This is a genomic window from Streptomyces sp. NPDC044033, from assembly GCF_056434425.1.
On the sequence record NZ_JBWKFF010000033.1, the window covers coordinates 57,375 to 75,384 of the forward strand.

Below are 18,010 nucleotides of genomic sequence, written 5' to 3' on the forward strand. Positions count from 1 at the left end.
GGGTGATGGGGCAGCGGGGGGGGGGGGGGTGGGTGGCCCCGCGCCGGCCCCCCCCCCCCCCCCCCCCCCCCCCCCCCCCCCCCCCCCCCCCCCCCGCCTCGGCCGCGCCCTCCGGCTCCGCCCCCAGGACCGCTCAGGGCTGCAGGCCGCCGAGGCGCCCCTCCAGCAGTACGAGCAGCTCGCCGAGGGTCGCCGCGAGAGCGGCCTGCCGCTCCGGGGCGACGCCGGCGAGCAGCGCCGACTCGTAGTCGAGCTGGTCCGGCAGGATCCGGTCGATCAGGGCGCGGCCCTCCTCGGTGAGCGTGAGGTGGGCGACGCGGCGGTCGCGTGCGTCGGGGCGGCGGGCGACGAGCCCGCGCTGTTCGAGCACGCGCAGCCGCTTGGTGACCGCGGCCCCCGAGGCGAACGTCTCGCGCGCCAACTGCCCGGGCGTCAGCTCGCGGCCCGTACGGCGCAGCGTGCCGAGGATGTCGAACTCCGGGCGGGTGAGCCCCTCCCGTACCAGCGGGGCGTCGGTGGCCTGTTGCAACAGGGCCGAGCAGCGGTTGAGCCGGCCGATCACGGCCATCGGGGCGGTATCGATGCCGGGATGGACCCGCTGCCACTCGCGCACTACGCGCGCGACGGTGTCATCGGCGCCCACGGCGTCCACAGCGCCCACGGGGTTTTTGGCATCCTCGGCCACCATGTCGATCCTTTCCGCTCACAGTCCGTTCAATTCTGCCGCTTGCCGGACGGCGGGTCTGCCACCGAGCGGTGCGCGGGCCCGCCCGGGGGCCCCGGGGCGCGCGGCGGGCCCGGGGCCTGTCGGTGCGTCAGGACCGGAGAAGCGCTAGGCCGCCATCACCGGGGCGGACAGCCGGCGCACGAGCGACGCCAGCGTGCGGTGCCCCTCCTGTTCCGCGAGGGCCACGCGCTCTTCCGGCAGGGCGCGCTGCCACCATTCGCCGGAGGCGACGTCCACGGCCTCGCGGAGTTCGATGAGCGAGGCCGCGAGGCGGTCGCGCGCCCAGCCCGCCTGGTGGTGGTCGTGCGACGTGGCGAGCAGCCGCACAGCCGACTCCCGGGCCTCGGAGACCCGGCCCAGGGCCGCCTCGATCCGGTCGGTGGCACGCCGGTTGGTGACCAGGACACAGGCCAGCAGCCCGACCGCGGCGCCGACGACCGTGTCGATCCAGCGGTCGGCGATGAGCGTCGACGCCGGGAGGTTGTTGGCGAACTCGGTGAGCAGCAGCGCCATCGGCGTCACGCAGACGGAGCCGAGCCAGTAGTTGCGGGAGATGAACGCCTCCGCGCAGATCTGGAAGGCGAGCGCCAGCAGCACCATCGTGAGGTGGCCGGTGCGGATGAGGGGCAGCAGCGCGGTGAACAGGAGGAGCCCGAGGAAGTTGCCGATGGTGCGCTGGAGCGCCCGGTTCCAGGTCAGGGTGGTGTTGGCCTGGAAGACCGCGGCGGCGGTGACCACCGCCCAGTACGGGTGGCCGACGCCCACCGCCATCGACACCCAGCCCGCCACGGCGCACCCCGCCGCGACCCGCGCCCCGATCGGCAGCAGCGGTGAGCCCGGCCGGAGCCTGCGCAGTACGGCGCGGAAGCCGCGCGGCCGGTCGGGGGAAGGGTGGCGGGGCGTGTGCCGGTCGCCTTCCGCGTCGACCCCGAGCAGTTCGGCCTGTTGTGCGGGCGTCAGCGCGACCAGCGGCAGCGGCCGGCCCTTGCGCAGGTCCCGCGCCCAGATCTCGAACCGGCCCGCCTCGTCGGCGCCGGCCGCGGCGGCCGGCGTGGACTCGGCCCGGATGAGCAGCCGCTCCAGCTTGACGTCGCGGTCCCGGACGAGGAAGAGGGCGCCCCAGGCCGCGTTGACGGCCGTGGCGGTGGCGTGCCGGGCGCCGCGTGCCGCGCCGGGTCCGGCCCGCAGCACGCGGGCCGCGGCCTCCAGCGCACGGGCGGTCATGATGCGTTCGGGGCCGCGCGGCCGGACCAGTGCGGGCGCCATGCAGACGAGCCACGACAGGGCCCCGCAGAGGAGCACGATGCCCAGGTGGGAGGGGACGTCGCCGATGCGCTGCGGTACGAAGAAGGCGCTCGCCGAGACGAAGGTCACGATGATGTTGCCGGGCGGCCCGATCAGGGTGGCGTCGCAGACCATCTTGTGCACGGCGGCGAGCAGCGAGGCGATCAGCACCAGCAGCGGCGCCGAGGCGATCAGGGACGAGCTGACCAGGGCGATGGCCACGCTCACGACCATGCCGAGCACGACCCAGGCGAGCGTACGGGCGCGGGCGGCGTACGGCTGCGAGTGGCCGTAGAGCGCGCAGAGCGCCCCGGCGGAGGTGTACAGGGCGAACTGGAGGTGGCCGGTGGCGAGCAGCGTCAGATTGGGGATCGCCATCGCGACGCCCGCGCTGAGCGCGGATTTATGCCAGATGTCCGTGGCGCGGTTCAGCCGTACCGCGCTGCGGACGGGCAGCGGGCGTACGCGGACGCCGCGTGCCGGTGTGGACGGTGTGGGCTCCTTGAGGGTTCTCCGATGTTTCGCGTGCTTCGCCATACGTAAAACGTTAGCAGGTGTTTTACTAGTGAAATATATCGAGTGCCCGGGCCCGGCACTCGGCGGGCGTCCCCCAGGCCGAGCGCAGCGCCCGTGCCTTCCCGATCCACAGCGACAGATCGAGCTCGGCCGTGTAGCCGATCGCCCCGTGCAGCTGGAGCGCGGTACGGGCCGCCGCGTACGCCGCCTCGCCCGCGGCGACCTTCGCCGCCGCGATCTCGGCCCCGGCGCTCCGCGCCCCCGAAGCCAGCGCCACCGCCGCCCCGAAGAGCAACGGCCGGGCGAACTCCAGGCCGACGAGCGTGTCGGCCAGGCGGTGCTTCACCGCCTGGAAGGAGCCGATCGCCGCACCGAACTGGGTCCGCTGCTTCACATACGCGACCGTCTGCTCCAGCAGCGCGAGCCCGGTGCCCAGCGCCTGCGCGGCGGTCGCGAAGGCCGCCCAGTCGGCCGCGTGGGCGGCCGCGGCCCGCACCGCGGGCCCGCTCGCCGCCGCCTCGCCCGCCGGTAGCGGCCGCGCGAGGCGGCGGGCGGGATCGAGCGAGGGCTGTACGGGGCCGTGCTCGCGGCACCGGTACAGCTCGTCCGCCGCCGTGACGGCGAAGACCGCGTCGGCGGCGTCGGCGTCCAGCGCGTACGGGCTGTGGCCCGGCAGTGCGAGCGTCACCGCCGCACGCCCGTCGGCCAGCCGGGGCAGCCACTCCTTCGCCCCGTTCGCCGCGCCCTCCCGTGCCAGACGGCCCCAGAGCGCGGCCGCGGCGACCGTCTCCACCAGCGGACCCGGCACGGCGTGCCGCCCCAACTCCACGAAGGAGACGGCGAGTTCCACGGGGAGCGGCCCCAGGCCGCCGTACGCCTGGGGCACCGCCAGCGCGAACACCCCCGCCTCGGCGAGCCGGCCGAACAATGTCCGGCCCGGCCCGCGGTCGCCGGCCGCCCAGGCCCGTACCGCCGACGGCGTCTCCGCGGCCGACAGCATCCGGTCCAGGGTGCGGCCGAACTCGGTCTGCTCGTCGTCCAGGAGGAACCTCACGACCGGCGTCCCTTCGGCAGGCCCAGCAACCGCTCGGCGATGATGTCGCGCTGGATCTCATTGGTGCCCGCGTAGATCGGCCCGGCGAGCGAGAAGGTGTAGCCGTCCGCCCAACTCCCGTGCGCGGGAGCGTCCTCGGCGCCGTCCGACAGCTCGCCGAGTGGCCCGAGCAGGTCCAGCGCGCACTCGTGCAGCGCGATGTCCAGTTCGGACCAGAACACCTTGTTCAGACTCGACTCGGCCCCGATGGAGCCCCCGGCGGCGATGCGCGAGGCATTGGCATAGGTGAACAGCTGATACGCGCGGGCGCCGATCGCGGCGTCGGCGACCCGGTCGCGCAGCGCCGGAACGCCCGTATCCGCGCTCTCGCGCCACAGCGCGACCAGGCGCTCGGCGGCGGCCGTGAAGCGCCCGGGGCTGCGCAGCGTCAGCCCCCGCTCGCTGCCCGCCGTGCTCATCGCGACGCGCCAGCCCTGCCCGGGCTCGCCGATGACGTCCTCGTCGGGGACGAAGACCCGCTCCAGCGACAGTTCGGCGAACGCGGGCTTGCCGTCCAGGCGGCCGATGGGCCGCACCGTCACGCCCTCCGCGTCCAGCGGGAACATCGCATAGGTGAGACCGCGGTGCGGCCGGTCCGCGTCCGGATGGCTGCGGAACAGACCGAAGGCGAGGTCGGCGAAGGCGGCCCGCGACGACCAGGTCTTCAGGCCGCCGAGCAGCCAGCCGCCGTCCACCCGGGTCGCGGTGGACCGCAGCGCGGCCAGGTCGGACCCCGCCCCCGGCTCGGACCACGCCTGCGCCCAGATCCGCTCACCGCTCGCCATGGCGGGCAGCACCCGGGCGCGCTGCTCCTCGGTGCCGTGCTCGAAGAGGGTGGGCGCGAGGAGGTTGATGCCGTTCTGGCTGACGCGGGCGGGCGCGCCCGCCGCGAAGTACTCCTCCTCGAAGACCAGCCACTCAAGGACCGAGACGGCCCGGCCCCCGTACTCCTTCGGCCACGAGACCACCGACCAGCGGTCCGCGTGCAGCGCGCGCTCCCACTCCCGGTGCGCCGCGAACCCCTCGCGCGTCTCCAGCGAGGGCAGCGGCGCGGCCGGTACGTGCTCGGTGAGCCACTCCCGCGCCGCGGCCCTGAACGCGTCCTCCCCGGCGTCGAAGTCGAGGTCCATCAGGAGCCCGCCTCTTTCATGGCGCGCACGTCCATGCCGCCCAGCGGATCGGCCGCCGTCTCCGCGTTGTGCGCGTGCGCGAGGTGGTGCAGGCCGAAGACGGAGTCCAGGCCGGTGTGCAGCCCCTGGAGGTCCTCGGCCTGGTTGACGGCGCGTTTGGTCAACGCGAGCCCCATGCGCGGCATGCCGGCGATACGGTCCGCCAGTTCGCTTGTACGGGCGGCGAGTTCACCCCGCGGCACGACGCGGTTGACCATCCCCACCTCGTACGCGCGCCGGGCGCTCATCCGTTCGCCGGTGAACAGGAACTCCTTGGCGATCCGCGGCGGCATGACCCACGGGTGCGCGAAGTACTCGACGCCGGGGATGCCCATCCGCACGACCGGGTCCGCGAAGAACGCGTCCTCGGCGGCGACGATCAGGTCGCAGACCCAGGCCAGCATCAACCCGCCCGCCACGCAGGCCCCTTGGACGGACGCGATCACCGGCTTCGGCAGCTCGCGCCACCGCCGGCACATGCCGAGGTACACCTCGGACTCGCGCGCGAAGCGGCTCTCCGCGCCGGCCTTGTCCGAGTGGTCCCACCACAGCCCGGCCCTGCGGTCGAAGGGCAGATGGGCATCGCGCTCGGGGGTGCCGATGTCGTGCCCGGCGCTGAAGTGCTCACCGGCCCCGGCGAGGACGACGACTTTCACCGCGTCGTCGTCGGCGGCGCGGTAGAAGGCGCCGTCCAGCGCGTACGTCATCGCGGAATTCTGGGCGTTGCGGTAAGCGGGCCGGTTCATGGTGACGGTGGCGACCGGGCCGTTCGCCACGTAGCGCACCACCTGGTCATGGGGCGTGTCGTGGCCCGCGCCATGGGCTTCGTCGTGGGCGGCGGTCATCGGCGACTCCTTCCCTAACAAGTGTTTGGTAGGTTAACGTACGGCCATGAGCAGCGTCGAGGAATCCCGCGCCCCCGTGCCGTACGTCCCCGGCCACGGACTGCTCGCGGGCCGGGGCGCGGTCGTCACCGCCGCCGCCGGAGCGGGCATCGGCGGGGCCACCGCCCGTAAATTCCTCGAAGAGGGCGCCCGCGTCGTCCTCGGCGACCTCCACACCCGCCGGCTCGCCGAGAGCACGGCCGCGCTCACCGAGGAGTTCGGGGCGGACCACGTCGCCTCACTGCCCTGCGACGTCACCGACGAGGCGCAGGTCGCAGCCCTCCTCGACCTCGCCGAGGAGCGGCACGGACGCCTCGACATCGTCGTCAACAACGCCGGGCTCGGCGGCACCGCCGATCTCGTCGAGATGACCGACGCCCAGTGGGACAAGGTCCTCGACACCACGCTGAACAGCACCTTCCGCTGCACCCGCGCCGCCCTGCGCCGCATGCGGGCGGCCGGCCGCGGCGGCGCCATCGTCAACAACGCCTCTGTCGTCGGCTGGCGCGCCCAGCGCGGCCAGGCCCACTACGCCGCCGCCAAGGCCGGCGTGATGGCGCTCACCCGCTGCGCGGCCGTCGAGGCCGCCGACTACGGCGTGCGCGTCAACGCGGTCGCGCCCAGCCTCGCCATGCACCCGCACCTGGTGAAGGTCACCACGCCCGAACTGCTCGCCGAGCTCACCGAACGGGAGGCGTTCGGCCGGCACGCCGAGCCCTGGGAGGTCGCCAACGTGATCGTCTTCCTGGCCAGCGGCTACTCCTCGTACATGACCGGCGAGTGCGTGCCGGTCAGCAGCCAGCATGCGTGAGACGAGAATGGGGGCGTGCCGAACAGCAAGAAGAAACCCACCGTGACCCCCTCGCCCGAGCGGCGCGGAGAACTGCTCGCGACCGCGGCCGAGGTCTTCGCCGCGCAGGGCTACAACGCCACCACCGTCCGCCGGATCGCGGACGAGGCGGGCATGCTCGCGGGCAGCCTCTACTACCACTTCGACTCCAAGGAGTCGATGCTCGACGAGATCCTGACCGCCTTCCTCGACGAGCTCTGGGCCGGGTACGACACCGTGCTGGCCGCCGGGCTCGACCCCCGGCAGACCATCGAGGCCCTGGTCACCGAGTCCTTCCGGGAGATCGACCGGCACCGCGCCGCCGTCGCCATCTACCAGAAGGAGTCCCGCCACCTCGCCGCCCAGCCGCGCTTCCGCTACCTCACCGACTCGCAGCAGAAGTTCGAGAAGGCATGGCTCGGCACCCTGGAGCGCGGCGTCGCGGCCAAGGTCTTCCGCGCCGACCTCGACATCCGCCTGACCTACCGCTTCGTCCGCGACACCGTCTGGGTCGCCGCGTCCTGGTACCGGCCGGGCGGCGCGCACAGCCCCGAGGAGATCGCCCGCCAGTACCTGTCGATGGTGCTGGACGGCATCGCCCTGCGCGAACAGCCCCCGAGCCCCCGCCCCCCTGAGCACCCGACCCCCTAGGGAGAAGAACGCCATGGCCGAGGCCTACATCGTCGAAGCGGTACGCACCCCCGTCGGCCGCCGCCGCGGCGGACTCGCCGGAGCCCACCCGGCCGACCTCGGCGCGCACGTACTGAAGGCCCTCGTCCAGCGCTCCGGCATCGACCCGGCCGCCGTCGAGGACGTCGTCTTCGGCTGCCTCGACGCCGTCGGCCCGCAGGCCGGCGACATCGCCCGCACCAGCTGGCTGGCCGCCGGGCTCCCCGAGGAAGTGCCCGGCGTCACCGTCGACCGGCAGTGCGGCTCCTCCCAGCAGGCCGTCCACTTCGCGGCCCAGGCCGTGCTCTCCGGCACTCAGGACCTCGTCGTCGCGGGCGGCACCCAGAACATGTCGCAGATCCCCATCGCCTTCGCCAGCCGCCGGGCCGCCGAACCGCTCGGCCTGACCGAGGGCCCCTTCGCCGGGTCGCGGGGGTGGCGGGCGCGCTACGGCGACCTGCCCGTCGACCAGTTCCACGGCGCCGAGCTGATCGCCGCGAAGTGGGGCATCTCCCGCCGGGACATGGAGGAATTCGCGCTCCGCTCCCATCAGCGGGCCGTCCGCGCCACCGACGAAGGCCGCTTCGCCCGCGAGACCGCCGCGTATGGGGACGTCGCCACCGACGAGGGCCCGCGCCGCGACACCTCGCTGGAGAAGATGGCCGCCCTCAAACCGGTCGTCGAGGGCGGCAGCCTGACCGCGGGCGTCTCCTCGCAGGTCTCGGACGGCGCCGCCGCCCTGCTCCTCGCCTCCGAACAGGCCGTACGCGACCACGGGCTGACGCCGCGCGCCCGCGTCCACCACCTCTCCGTGCGCGGTGAGGACCCCATCCGGATGCTGTCCGCGCCCATCCCGGCCACGGCGCACGCGCTGAAGAAGACCGGCATGGCGATGGACGACATCGACCTGGTCGAGATCAACGAGGCGTTCGCGCCCGTCGTGCTGGCCTGGCTGCGGGAGACCGGCGCGGACCCGGAGAAGGTCAACGTCAACGGCGGCGCCATCGCCCTCGGCCACCCGCTGGGCGCCACCGGCGTCCGCCTCATGACCACGCTCCTGCACGAACTGGAGCGCACGGGCGGACGCTACGGCCTCCAGACGATGTGCGAGGGCGGCGGCCAGGCGAACGTCACGATCATCGAGAGGCTGTGACGGCGGGGCCCGCGAGCCGTCCCCTGGGGGAGGTCACTCAGGAGCGGGCAGCCCGGCCAGCGTCGCGCATGCCTGCTCCATCACCCGGTCCACCAGCTCCGCGCAGGTCGGCAGGTCCTCGATGAGCCCCGCGACCTGCCCCGCGGCCATCACGCCGAGATCGGTACGGCCCTCCACCATCGACGCGCGCAGCAGCATCGGGGTGTTGGCGGCGAGCAGGACCTGACTCCAGGTCATCTCCTTGCCGTGCTTCATCGCCAGCCCGTCGCGCACCATGGCCTGCCAGCTCAGCCCCGACAATCTCCGGAAGGACGCGGCGTGCCGCAGCGCCCGTACGAGCGAGGCGGCGCGGCCCGAGCGCTCCAGCTCCGCCACCAGCTCCGTGCGCAGCATCCGGTGCGGGAGGCCGTCGACCTTGGTGGTGAGCGTGACGTCCTTGACCGTGGCCGCGAGGTACTTCGCCTTCACCGCGTCCGGCACCGTGCTCTCGGCGGTGAGCAGGAAGCGGGTGCCCATGGCGATGCCGGCCGCGCCGTGCGCGAGGGCCGCGACGAGACCGCGCCCGTCGCGGAAGCCGCCGGCCGCGACGACGGGGATGCCGACCGCGTCGACCACTTGGGGGAGCAGTACGGTCGTGGCGACCTCCCCGGTGTGGCCGCCGCCCTCGCCGCCCTGGACGATGACCGCGTCCGCGCCCCAGGCGGCCACCTTCTCGGCGTGCCGGCGCGCGCCGATGGAGGGGATCACCACGACCCCCGCGTCCTTGAGCCGGGCGATCAGCTCGCGCGAGGGCGCGAGCGCGAAGGAGGCGACCCGCACCCCCTCCTCGATGATGACGCCGACCCGGTCCGCCGCGTCGCCCGCGTCCGCCCGCAGATTGACGCCGAACGGCGCGTCCGTGCGGGACCGCACCTCCCGGACGGCACAACGGAGTTGACCGACCGTCATGGTCGCGGAGGCGAGGATGCCGAGCGCCCCGGCATTGGCGGACGCGGAGACCAGCCGGGGGCCCGCGACCCAGCCCATACCGGTCTGCACCAGGGGGTGGCGCACGCCGACCAGTTCGGTGAGCGGGGTCGCGATCCGCCGCTCGCTCACGACCGCACCTCCCGGTCCCGCAGCCCGCGCGGATCGATGACCTCCCTGATCAGCCGCAGCTCCTCGGCGCCCGGCTCGCGGGTGCGGGGGGCATCGGCCGGCACGTCGAGCGGGAACCCCGTGGCCTCGCGGAGCTCGTCCGCGCTCACGCCGGGGTGCAGGGACCGTACGCGCATGCGGTGGTCGGGCGTCTCGAAGTCGAGGACGGCGAGATCCGTGATGACCCGCGGGATGCGGTGGAACCGCGTCGCCGACGGCCCGGCCGCCGCCGCCCGCTCGTAACCGACGCCGCAGACCATGTCGACCTTCTCGACCAGTACCCGCGTCGAGTGCTTGGGCACCCAGTAACTCGTCGGATTGTTCAGGGTGTTGGCCGGTGCGCCGCGCACGCCGAGGAGCTGCCGGGTGGGCCGCTGCCAGTCGCCGATGCAGGAGATGTTCTGGTTGCCGTAGCGGTCGAGCTGGCTCGCGCCCATCATCACGTGGCGCTTGCCGCCGGTGACCATCGCCAGGTGCCGCCGGTAGGGCAGCCACCCCTCGATGACGTGCGGCGCCCGCGCCGCCCCGCCGAGCGCCGGCACATCGCCGATCAGCAGCGCCTCGCCGTCCGTGAGCAGCAGCTCGGGGGCGAAGGTCAGCTTGGCGAGCCGCGCCCCGATGGTGGGCACGGTGCCCATCGGGGAGGCCAGGATCTCGCCGTCGCCGCGCCACGCCTCCGCGCAGGCGATCACGCAGTACTCGGCCCGGGTCGCCCCGGCGGCCGTCCGCGGCCCGCTCTCGCGACTCATGAGCCCTCCTTCGCGAAGGCCGCGACCGCGGCCTGATAGGCGTCCTCGTCCCCGCTGAGGAAGCGTTCGGTGAACTCCCGCCAGGCGGCCGGATCGGCGGCGGCCTTGGCGTACGCGGCCTGGAAGGGCTCGTCGCGGCCGTAGTCCGGCACGCAGGACGTGAAATGCGCGCCGTTCGGCGCCTCCACCACGCCCGCCACCTCCTGACGCCCCACCAGGAGCGTCTGCGGGGCGCCCGCCTCGGCGAACTCGGCGGCCTCGACGACGCGTTCGCACGAGACGTACGCGTCGGTGGCCGCCTCGCAGAACAGGTCGTCGAAGTATGGATCCGGGCCCAGGTACTGGCCGTTTCCGTGCGCGTCCGCCCGGTTGAGGTGGACGAGCGCCGCGTCCAGCTTCAGGGCGGGCGCCGCCACGAACTCCTCCCCGTCCTCGTACGGCGAGGTGACGGTACGGAGCGACGGGTTGACCGTCATCACGTCGGAGCCGAGCCCGGCCCGTACGGGCAGGAAGGGCAGCCGGTGCGCGGCCGCCGTCAGACCCCACATGAACATCGCCTCGTCCAGCTCCATCAGCTCGAAGCCGCCGCGCTGGCGGGCGGCGCGGAAGTGGGGTTCGAGGGGGATCGAATCGAGCGTCACGAACGCCGCGACCAGCTTGCGGATCTTCCCGGCGGCCGCCAGCAGGCCCACATCCGGGCCCCCGTAGGAGACCACGGTCAGGTCGGTCACCTCCGAGCGCAGCAGCGCCCGTACCAGCGCCATCGGCTTGCGCCGCGACCCCCAGCCGCCGATGCCGACTGTCATGCCGCTCTCCAGGCGGCCGACGGCCTGATCGGCCGTCATGAGCTTCTCGGTCCTGTCGCGGGTCACGACTGCTCCTCGCTGCCGAAGGTGGCGCGGACGCGGTCGGCCGTGCCGCTGAGGTTGGCCTCGAAGGTGAAGCCCTGCTCGAAGCGGTAGCTGCGCCGCACGTCCACCGGGTCGATGCCGTTGATGGCCGCCTTGGCGAGCCGGAGCAGGGAGCCGTCCTTGGCGGCGATCTCCCGGGCCAACGCCAGGGCCGCGTCCGGCAGTTCCTCGCGGCTGACGACCTGCCAGACGGAGCCGTGGTGGTGCAGCTCTCGCGCGGTGGCGGTCCGCGAGGTGTAGTACAGGGCGCGCATCAGGTGCTGCGGGACCAGGCGGGCGAGATGGGTGGCCGCGCCGAGCGCTCCCCGGTCCAGCTCCGGGAGGCCGAAGACGGCGTCCTCGCTCGCCACGATGGCGTCGGCGTTGCCGACGAGCCCGATGCCGCCGCCGAGGCAGTGGCCGTGCACGGCCGCCACGACCGGCACCTCGCACTCATAGACCGCCGCGAACGCCGCGTAGCAGCCGCGGTTGGCGCCGATGAGCGCCGCGTGGCCGTCGGAGCGCTGGATCTCCTTGAGGTCGACGCCCGCGTTGAAGCCGCGCCCTGCGGCGGTCAGTACGACGCAGCGCACGCCGGGATCGGCGCCCGCGTCCCGTACGGCTTCGGCCAGTTCGTGCCAGCCCCGCACGGGGAGGGCGTTGACCGGCGGGAAATCCACCGTGATGACGCGAACGCCGTCGTGTGGTCCGGAGGTGGAGACACCCATGAGAGGATCAGCTACCTTTCCACCAAACGTTTGTTAGGTGAGAAGGTAGCAGCGGATCGACCGCTGCGGGAGGTGCCAAGTGGCGGTCACCATCGATCTGTCCGGCCGCGTCGCCGTCGTCACCGGCGGCACCCGGGGCGTCGGCGCGGGCATCAGCCGCGCCCTGCTGGCGGCCGGGGCCGAGGTCGTCGTCTGCGCCCGGCGCCCACCCGACGAACCCGTCGAGGCCGGCGGCAGAGCCGCCCGCTTCCACGCCGTGGACCTTCGCGACCCGGAGGCCGTCGCCCGCGTCTTCGAACGGGTCGTGGGCGCGTACGGGCGGCTGGACGCCCTCGTCAACAATGCCGGCGGCACCCCCTACAGACTGCTCGCCGACAGCGACCCGAGACGCGCCGCGCGGGCCGTCGAACTCAACCTCATCGCCCCGATGACGGCCTCGCTCGCCGCCCACCGGGCCATGGCCGGCACCGGTGGCTCCATCACCATGATCGGCAGCGTCAGCGGCTCCCGGCCCTCGCCGGGCACGGCGGCGTACGGGGCCGCGAAGGCGGGCCTGGAGAACCTGGCCCGCTCCATGGCCGTCGAATGGGCGCCGTGCATCCGCGTCAACACCCTGATCCTCGGCATGGTCCGCACCGAGCTCTCGCACCTCCACTACGGGGACGAGCAGGGCATCGCGGCCGTCGGCCGCACCGTACCGCTGGGCAGGCTCGCCGAACCCGCCGAGATCGGCGACGCCTGCGTCTTCCTCGCCTCCGAACTGGCCGCGTACATCACCGGAGCGAGCCTGCTCGTCCACGGGGGAGGGGAGCGCCCCGCGTTCCTGGACGCCGCGACCGCCAACCGCACCGCCGGCAGCCGGGCCGACCGCACCACCGAACGTACCGCCGACTGTGCTGCCCCACCGACCGTTGAACCCAGCAGACTCCCCATCGGGCCCACCGACGAACAAGGAGAGACGGCATGACCGGAATCTGTGCCGGACGCGTCGCCGCCGTCACCGGCGCCGGCCGCGGACTCGGCCGCGCCCACGCGCTCGCCCTCGCCGCGGAAGGGGCCAAGGTGGTGGTCAACGACCTCGGCGTCGGCCTCGACGGCGACCGCCCGACCGAGGGCCCCACCGACGGGCCGACCGACGGGCCCGCGCAGCGCGTCGTCGACGAGATCCGCGCGGCGGGCGGCGAAGCCGTCGCACACGGCGGGGACGTCGCCACCGCCGAGGGCTCCCAGTCCCTGATCGCCGCGGCCCTGGACGCGTACGGGCGCCTCGACACCCTGGTCAACAACGCGGGCTTCCTGCGCGACCGGATGCTCGTCAACCTGGACGAGGACGACTGGGACGCCGTCGTACGGGTCCACCTGAGGGGCCACTTCCTGCCGCTCAAGCACGCCGCCGCGCACTGGCGCGCCGAGTCCAAGGCGGGCCGCACCCCCGAGGCGCGCGTCATCAACACCAGTTCCGGCGCCGGCCTGTCGGGCAGCGTCGGACAGGGCAACTACTCCGCGGCCAAGGCCGGAATCCTGGGCCTGACCCTCGTGGCCGCCGCCGAGATGGCCCGTTACGGCGTCCTCGTCAACGCCATCGCCCCCGCCGCCCGCACCCGGATGACCGAGCAGACCTTCGCCGAGACGATGGCCGCCCCCGGCGGGGAGGCGTTCGACGCGATGGCCCCGGACAATGTCTCCCCGCTCGTCGTCTGGCTCGCCTCCGCCTCCGCCGCCGGCGCCGGGGTGACCGGCCGGGTCTTCGAGGCCGAAGCCGGGCGCATCACCGTGATGGAGGGCTGGCGCCCCGGCCCCACCGCCGACAAGGGCGCCCGCTGGACCCCGGCCGAGGCGGGGGAGGCGGTGCTGGGGCTCCTGGCGCGGGCGGAGCGGCCGCGGCCGGTGTACGGGGCGGGGTGAACGCGCGCACCGGGGCCGCGGGGAGGGCGTAGGACCACGGTCCGGGGCGGCCGTCCGATGCCCTCGGCGGCCCCGCCCCAGGTCACACCCCGCCCCAGTTCACACCCCGCACCACAGGCCCCGTCAGGACACGATGTCCTTCGCCCGGAAGTGGCGGAAGGCCAGTGCGAAGAGGACCACCGCGTACGCCACCGACACCGCCGCGCCCCTGACCATGCCGCCCCACTCCAGCTGCGGCTGGAGCGCGTCCGCCCACGCGAACTGCCAGTGCGCGGGCAGGGAGTCGCGCCAGTGGCCGAGCGCCGTGACCGCGTCCAGGACGTTGCCGACGATCGTCAGCCCCACCGCGCCGCCGACCGCGCCGAGCGGCGCGTCGGTGACCGTGGAGAGCCAGAAGGCGAGCGCCGCCGTGACCAGCTGGCCGACGAAGATGTACGCGACGACGAGCAGCAGCCGCGGCACGGCGTCCCCGGACGGGAGCGCACCGCCCGTCGGGAGGCGCAGATCGCCCCAGCCGTACGCGGCCGTGCCCGCCGCCAGGGCGACCAGCGGCAGCAGCACCATCGCCGCCGCGCTGAACCCCAGCGCCACCGCCAGCTTGCTCAGCAGCAGCCGGGCGCGCGGCACGGGCGCGGCCAGCAGATAGCGCAGCGAGGACCAGCTCGCCTCGGATGCCACCGTGTCGCCGCAGAACAGTGCCACCGGCACCACCAGCAGAAAGCCCGCCGAGACGAAGAGGCAGGTGGCGGCGAAGTTCGCGCCGGAGGCGGTCGCCGAGTCGATCAGCGACACCCGGCCGTCCCGGCCGCTGGGCTGCCCGCCGATCGCGAACGCCGCGATCAGGACGAACGGCAGCACCGCCAGCACCGCCCCGACCACCAGCGTGCGCCTGCGCCGCAGCTGCCGCATCGCCTCGATGCGCAGCGGCAGCGTGTGCCGGACGCGGTAGCCGGGCGCCGACGCCGGTGCCGGCTCGGGCGCACTCGCGGACGTACTCGGCGTACTCGTGGACGTGCTCACGCGGAGCCTCCGATCAGGGTCAGGAACGCGTCCTCCAGGCGGCGGTGCGGCCCGACGCCCGCCACCGGGATCTCCAGCCGGACCAGCTCGACGACGAGTTCGGAGGCGCTGATGCCCTCCAGCCGCACCAGCAGCCCCTCGTCGGCGGGCACGGCCGAGGCGACGCCCGGCAGCGCGGCCACCTTCTCGCACGCCGCCTCGGGCAGCTCGCCCTGCACGCCGACGAGCAGCGTGTCGCCCGAGCCGATGATTTCCGCGACCGGCCCGGCCTGCACCAGCCGCCCGCGGTCCATCACCACCAGGTGCGTACAGCTCTGCTCCACCTCGGACAGCAGATGGCTGGAGACGATGACGGTGCGCCCGGCCGCCGCGTAGCGGATCATCACCTCGCGCATCTCGCGGATCTGCGGCGGGTCGAGGCCGTTCGTCGGCTCGTCCAGGATCAGCAGGTCCGGCAGCCCGAGCATGGCCTGCGCGATGGCCAGCCGCTGGCGCATGCCCTGGCTGTACGTACGCACCGCGCGGTCCAGCGCCGAGCCGAGCCCGGCGATCTCCAGGGCCTCCTCGATATGGGCGTCCTCGGCGGGCCGGCCGGTCGCCCGCCAGTACAGATCGAGGTTGGCCCGGCCGGTCAGGTGCGGCAGGAACCCCGCGCCCTCGACGAACGCGCCGACCCGCGACAGCACGGGCGCCCCCGGCCGGATCGCGTGTCCGAAGACCCGGACGGAGCCGCCGTCGGGCCGGATGAGGCCCATCAGCATCCGCAGCGTGGTGGTCTTGCCCGCGCCGTTGGGGCCGAGCAGCCCCAGCACCTGCCCGCGCTCCACCCGGAAGGACAGCTCCCGCACCGCGTAGCGGTCGGCGGACTTCGCGTACCGCTTGCTCAAGTCCGTGATCTGCAACGGCACGTCGGCGAGCGCCGGGTCGGGCGCGGGGGCGGTGGTGCGGCGGCGGCCGACGAGCAGCAGAGCCACGGCGACGACCGCGCCCGCCGCCGGCAGCCCCCACGTCCACCACGGCAGCCCGGCGGAAGCGGTCCGTACCTCCGGCGCGGTCGGGACCCGCAGCCCCTGGCCGGCGAGCGAGACGGTGTACGAAGCGGGCTCGACCGGCGAGGCGTACCCCATGTCCGTGGCGGCCAGGACCAGGCGCATCCGGTGTCCGGCGGCGAAATTGTGGTCGACGGCGGGCAGCCGCACCTCGACGGTGCGGCCGTCCTCGGCGCCGGTGACCCGGACCGGGGTCACGAGCTGGGAAGGCAACTGCTGCTGACCGTCCGGCCCGACGTCGTAGACCTTGGCGAAGAGCACGGCCTCGCCGCCGTCCGCCTTGACACGCAGCTTCACGCCCGGCGACCCGGTGACGCGCACCCCGGTCGACAGGGGCGCGGAGTCGAAGCGGGCGTGCTGGCCGGGGAAGTCGAGGGACAGCCCGGCGCCGAGGCCGGAGAGCTGGGAGATGGCGCCGATGCCGGGCACCGAGGAGATCGCGGCCGGGCCGGCGCCGGCCGGATTGGCGAAGGTCTGCGCACCGCCCGTGAGCCGTACCGCTTGTTCGTCGTCGGCGAGCCCCGGATAGCGGTCGCCGCTCGCGCCGCGCAGCTGCGCCGCACCGTTGGTGGAGTCGACGCCGCCGGTCCGGGTGACGCGGAACGCGGGCCCGGTGTCCGCGCTCTTGTCGCCCTTCAGATAGCGGTCGAACCACGCCTCGGTGCGCTGCTCCACCCGGCCCGTCTCGCGCTCCCCGCCGTCGTGGCCGCCCGCGATCCAGTCCACGGCCACGGGCGCGTCGTTGGCCCTGATCGCCCTGGCCATGGCGTCGGCCTGGCCGAGCGGGAAGAGCGAGTCGGCCTGGCCCTGCATGATGAGGGTGGGCACCTTGATCCGGTCGGCGACCGCGGACGGGCTGCGCGCCTGGAGCAGCTCGCGCGCCCGCGCGTCCGGCTTCCCGGCGACGGCGACCCGCTCGTACATGTCGCACAGCGCCTTCTCGAACCGCCCGCACCCTGAAGACTGCGACTGCGACGGCACCGCCTTCACGTCGCCGGTTTTGGTCGTGGTCGAGCCGGTGGTGAAGAAGATCCCGGCCCAGAGCTTCTTGAAGACGTCGTCGGGGAAGAGGGAGTCGGCGAGGTTCCAGTAGGTGATCTGCGGGGCGATGGCGTCGACGCGCTTGTCGTACCCCGCCGTGAGCAGTGAGATCGCTCCGCCGTAGGAGGCGCCCGCGATGCCGACCCGCGGGTCGCCGGGCTTGTCGAGCCGCACCTCCGGGCGTTTCGCCAGCCAGTCGATGAGCCGGCTGGTGTCGGCGACCTCGTGCCGCGGGTCGTTGATGCCGATCCGGCCCGTGGAGTTGCCGAAGCCGCGCGCCGACCAGGTCAGTACGGCGTAGCCGTCGCGCGCCAACTTCTCCGCCTGGCCCCGCAGATCGTCCTTGCTGCCGCCGAAGCCGTGCGCGAGCAGGACGGCCGGTCTGCGGTCCGTACCGCCGGAGGTGAAGAACGAGGTGTCGATGCGGACCGTGTCACTGGCCCCCGGCGACTCGGGCAGGGACAGTACGTGATCTTCGCGGTGAACGGGGGCTTCGCCGCCGGAGGCGGCCGCCGTCCAGGTGCCGGCCCCGGCGAGCACGGCGACGGCGGCTATGGCGGCGAGCAGCCGCCCGCGCCGTCGGGGCAAACGCAGCTTCATGCCCGAATGCTAAACGGAGACTTCGTCCATCTGCGGCGCCACCAGCGCGAAGGCGTACCGGCGGTGCGAGGCGCCCGCCCCGGACCGTACGGCGGGGCGGTACGGTCCGGAGCCCGCGCAGCGGTCGGGAAGCGGCCCGGGAACTCTCAGCGAGTGGCCGGGGTACGACCGAAAAACGGTCGGGAAGTGCTTGGAAAGCGCCCGGCGAGCGGTCAGGAAGCGCCGTGCGGGTCGTCCTGGGGCGCCCGGCCCTGGTGGGGCAGGCGGTCCGCGAGGTCGGATTCCGGGGTCTTCGCCCCGCGTTCGGCGGCGATCTCCGCCATCATCGTCAGCAGCTCCAGGGCGGCGCCCGGGGCCGGCGCGCCCACCTCGCGGTAGACGGCGGCGATGGCGGTCACCACGCGCTCGGACAGCGGCCAGTCCGCGTAGGAGCCGAGCGGGATCGTGCGCGCCGCGGTCGCCAGCGGGACCCCCACCGCCGGGGGGGGAGAGACCCCCCCCCGTAGATCGCAAAAGGGGTGCCAGAAAAAAGAGAGAGGAGGATGCGTCGGTAGAATGCCATTTCAC

Annotated in this window: 17 protein-coding genes; 5 read left to right on the top strand and 12 right to left on the bottom strand. The window is 73.9% G+C overall.

The window, feature by feature from the left end; translation table 11 throughout:
- Positions 1 to 133 precede the first annotated feature (133 nt).
- From AC07AB_RS36975 to AC07AB_RS36995, 5 genes are all read right to left on the bottom strand, one after another.
- On the bottom strand, positions 134 to 688 hold the full coding sequence (locus AC07AB_RS36975; protein WP_478576396.1) for a MarR family winged helix-turn-helix transcriptional regulator: 555 nt from the start codon (positions 686 to 688) through the stop codon (positions 134 to 136).
- A gap of 144 nt (positions 689 to 832) precedes the next feature.
- Positions 833 to 2,548 (bottom strand): FUSC family protein, encoded by a 1,716-nt coding sequence (locus AC07AB_RS36980; RefSeq protein WP_478576397.1) that lies wholly within the window; start codon positions 2,546 to 2,548, stop codon positions 833 to 835.
- A 25-nt stretch (positions 2,549 to 2,573) separates the two neighbouring features.
- Complete coding sequence (locus AC07AB_RS36985; RefSeq protein WP_478576398.1) at positions 2,574 to 3,581, bottom strand: acyl-CoA dehydrogenase family protein; 1,008 nt, start codon at positions 3,579 to 3,581, stop codon at positions 2,574 to 2,576.
- Positions 3,578 to 4,750 (bottom strand): acyl-CoA dehydrogenase family protein, encoded by a 1,173-nt coding sequence (locus tag AC07AB_RS36990; protein ID WP_478576399.1) that lies wholly within the window; start codon positions 4,748 to 4,750, stop codon positions 3,578 to 3,580. The genes AC07AB_RS36985 and AC07AB_RS36990 overlap by 4 nt, the downstream gene beginning before the upstream one ends.
- Positions 4,750 to 5,634 carry an enoyl-CoA hydratase gene (locus AC07AB_RS36995; RefSeq protein ID WP_478576400.1) on the bottom strand — a complete coding sequence of 295 codons (885 nt, stop codon included), beginning with the start codon at positions 5,632 to 5,634 and terminating at the stop codon, positions 4,750 to 4,752. The genes AC07AB_RS36990 and AC07AB_RS36995 overlap by 1 nt, the downstream gene beginning before the upstream one ends.
- A gap of 46 nt (positions 5,635 to 5,680) precedes the next feature.
- On the opposite strand from AC07AB_RS36995, the gene AC07AB_RS37000 reads away from it, so the two are divergent.
- The 3 genes from AC07AB_RS37000 to AC07AB_RS37010 are packed head-to-tail and all read left to right on the top strand — an operon-like array spanning position 5,681 to position 8,324.
- A complete protein-coding gene (locus tag AC07AB_RS37000) occupies positions 5,681 to 6,484 on the top strand; it encodes an SDR family oxidoreductase (RefSeq protein ID WP_478576402.1) in 804 nt (267 codons plus the stop codon).
- A 15-nt stretch (positions 6,485 to 6,499) separates the two neighbouring features.
- The gene (locus AC07AB_RS37005; protein ID WP_478576404.1) at positions 6,500 to 7,153 is read left to right on the top strand and encodes a TetR/AcrR family transcriptional regulator; all 654 of its coding nucleotides are present in this window, start codon (positions 6,500 to 6,502) and stop codon (positions 7,151 to 7,153) included.
- Between the two features lie 13 nt (positions 7,154 to 7,166).
- Complete coding sequence (locus AC07AB_RS37010) at positions 7,167 to 8,324, top strand: acetyl-CoA C-acetyltransferase (protein WP_478576405.1); 1,158 nt, start codon at positions 7,167 to 7,169, stop codon at positions 8,322 to 8,324.
- A gap of 33 nt (positions 8,325 to 8,357) precedes the next feature.
- On the opposite strand, the gene AC07AB_RS37015 is transcribed toward AC07AB_RS37010, so the two are convergent.
- The 4 genes from AC07AB_RS37015 to AC07AB_RS37030 are packed head-to-tail and all read right to left on the bottom strand — an operon-like array spanning position 8,358 to position 11,828.
- On the bottom strand, positions 8,358 to 9,407 hold the full coding sequence (locus AC07AB_RS37015) for an NAD(P)H-dependent flavin oxidoreductase (protein ID WP_478576421.1): 1,050 nt from the start codon (positions 9,405 to 9,407) through the stop codon (positions 8,358 to 8,360).
- Between the two features lie 11 nt (positions 9,408 to 9,418).
- Complete coding sequence (locus tag AC07AB_RS37020) at positions 9,419 to 10,210, bottom strand: CoA-transferase subunit beta (RefSeq protein WP_478576407.1); 792 nt, start codon at positions 10,208 to 10,210, stop codon at positions 9,419 to 9,421.
- Complete coding sequence (locus tag AC07AB_RS37025; protein WP_478576423.1) at positions 10,207 to 11,055, bottom strand: CoA transferase subunit A; 849 nt, start codon at positions 11,053 to 11,055, stop codon at positions 10,207 to 10,209. Before AC07AB_RS37025 ends, AC07AB_RS37020 begins: the two co-directional genes overlap by 4 nt.
- A 23-nt stretch (positions 11,056 to 11,078) precedes the next feature.
- Positions 11,079 to 11,828 (bottom strand): enoyl-CoA hydratase family protein, encoded by a 750-nt coding sequence (locus tag AC07AB_RS37030; RefSeq protein WP_478576408.1) that lies wholly within the window; start codon positions 11,826 to 11,828, stop codon positions 11,079 to 11,081.
- Positions 11,829 to 11,907: 79 nt separating this feature from the next.
- Between AC07AB_RS37030 and AC07AB_RS37035 the strand changes: the two genes are divergently transcribed.
- Both AC07AB_RS37035 and AC07AB_RS37040 read left to right on the top strand, forming a co-directional pair.
- Positions 11,908 to 12,795 (top strand): SDR family oxidoreductase, encoded by an 888-nt coding sequence (locus AC07AB_RS37035; RefSeq protein WP_478576410.1) that lies wholly within the window; start codon positions 11,908 to 11,910, stop codon positions 12,793 to 12,795.
- Complete coding sequence (locus tag AC07AB_RS37040; protein WP_478576411.1) at positions 12,792 to 13,733, top strand: SDR family oxidoreductase; 942 nt, start codon at positions 12,792 to 12,794, stop codon at positions 13,731 to 13,733. The genes AC07AB_RS37035 and AC07AB_RS37040 overlap by 4 nt, the downstream gene beginning before the upstream one ends.
- A 123-nt stretch (positions 13,734 to 13,856) precedes the next feature.
- On the opposite strand, the gene AC07AB_RS37045 is transcribed toward AC07AB_RS37040, so the two are convergent.
- From AC07AB_RS37045 to AC07AB_RS37055, 3 genes are all read right to left on the bottom strand, one after another.
- Positions 13,857 to 14,753 (bottom strand): ABC transporter permease, encoded by an 897-nt coding sequence (locus AC07AB_RS37045; RefSeq protein ID WP_478576412.1) that lies wholly within the window; start codon positions 14,751 to 14,753, stop codon positions 13,857 to 13,859.
- Entirely contained in the window at positions 14,750 to 17,443 is a 2,694-nt protein-coding gene (locus tag AC07AB_RS37050) for an alpha/beta fold hydrolase (RefSeq protein WP_478576413.1), read from the bottom strand. Before AC07AB_RS37050 ends, AC07AB_RS37045 begins: the two co-directional genes overlap by 4 nt.
- Positions 17,444 to 17,655: 212 nt before the next feature.
- Positions 17,656 to 17,919 carry a hypothetical protein gene (locus tag AC07AB_RS37055; RefSeq protein ID WP_478576415.1) on the bottom strand — a complete coding sequence of 88 codons (264 nt, stop codon included), beginning with the start codon at positions 17,917 to 17,919 and terminating at the stop codon, positions 17,656 to 17,658.
- Positions 17,920 to 18,010 lie beyond the last annotated feature (91 nt).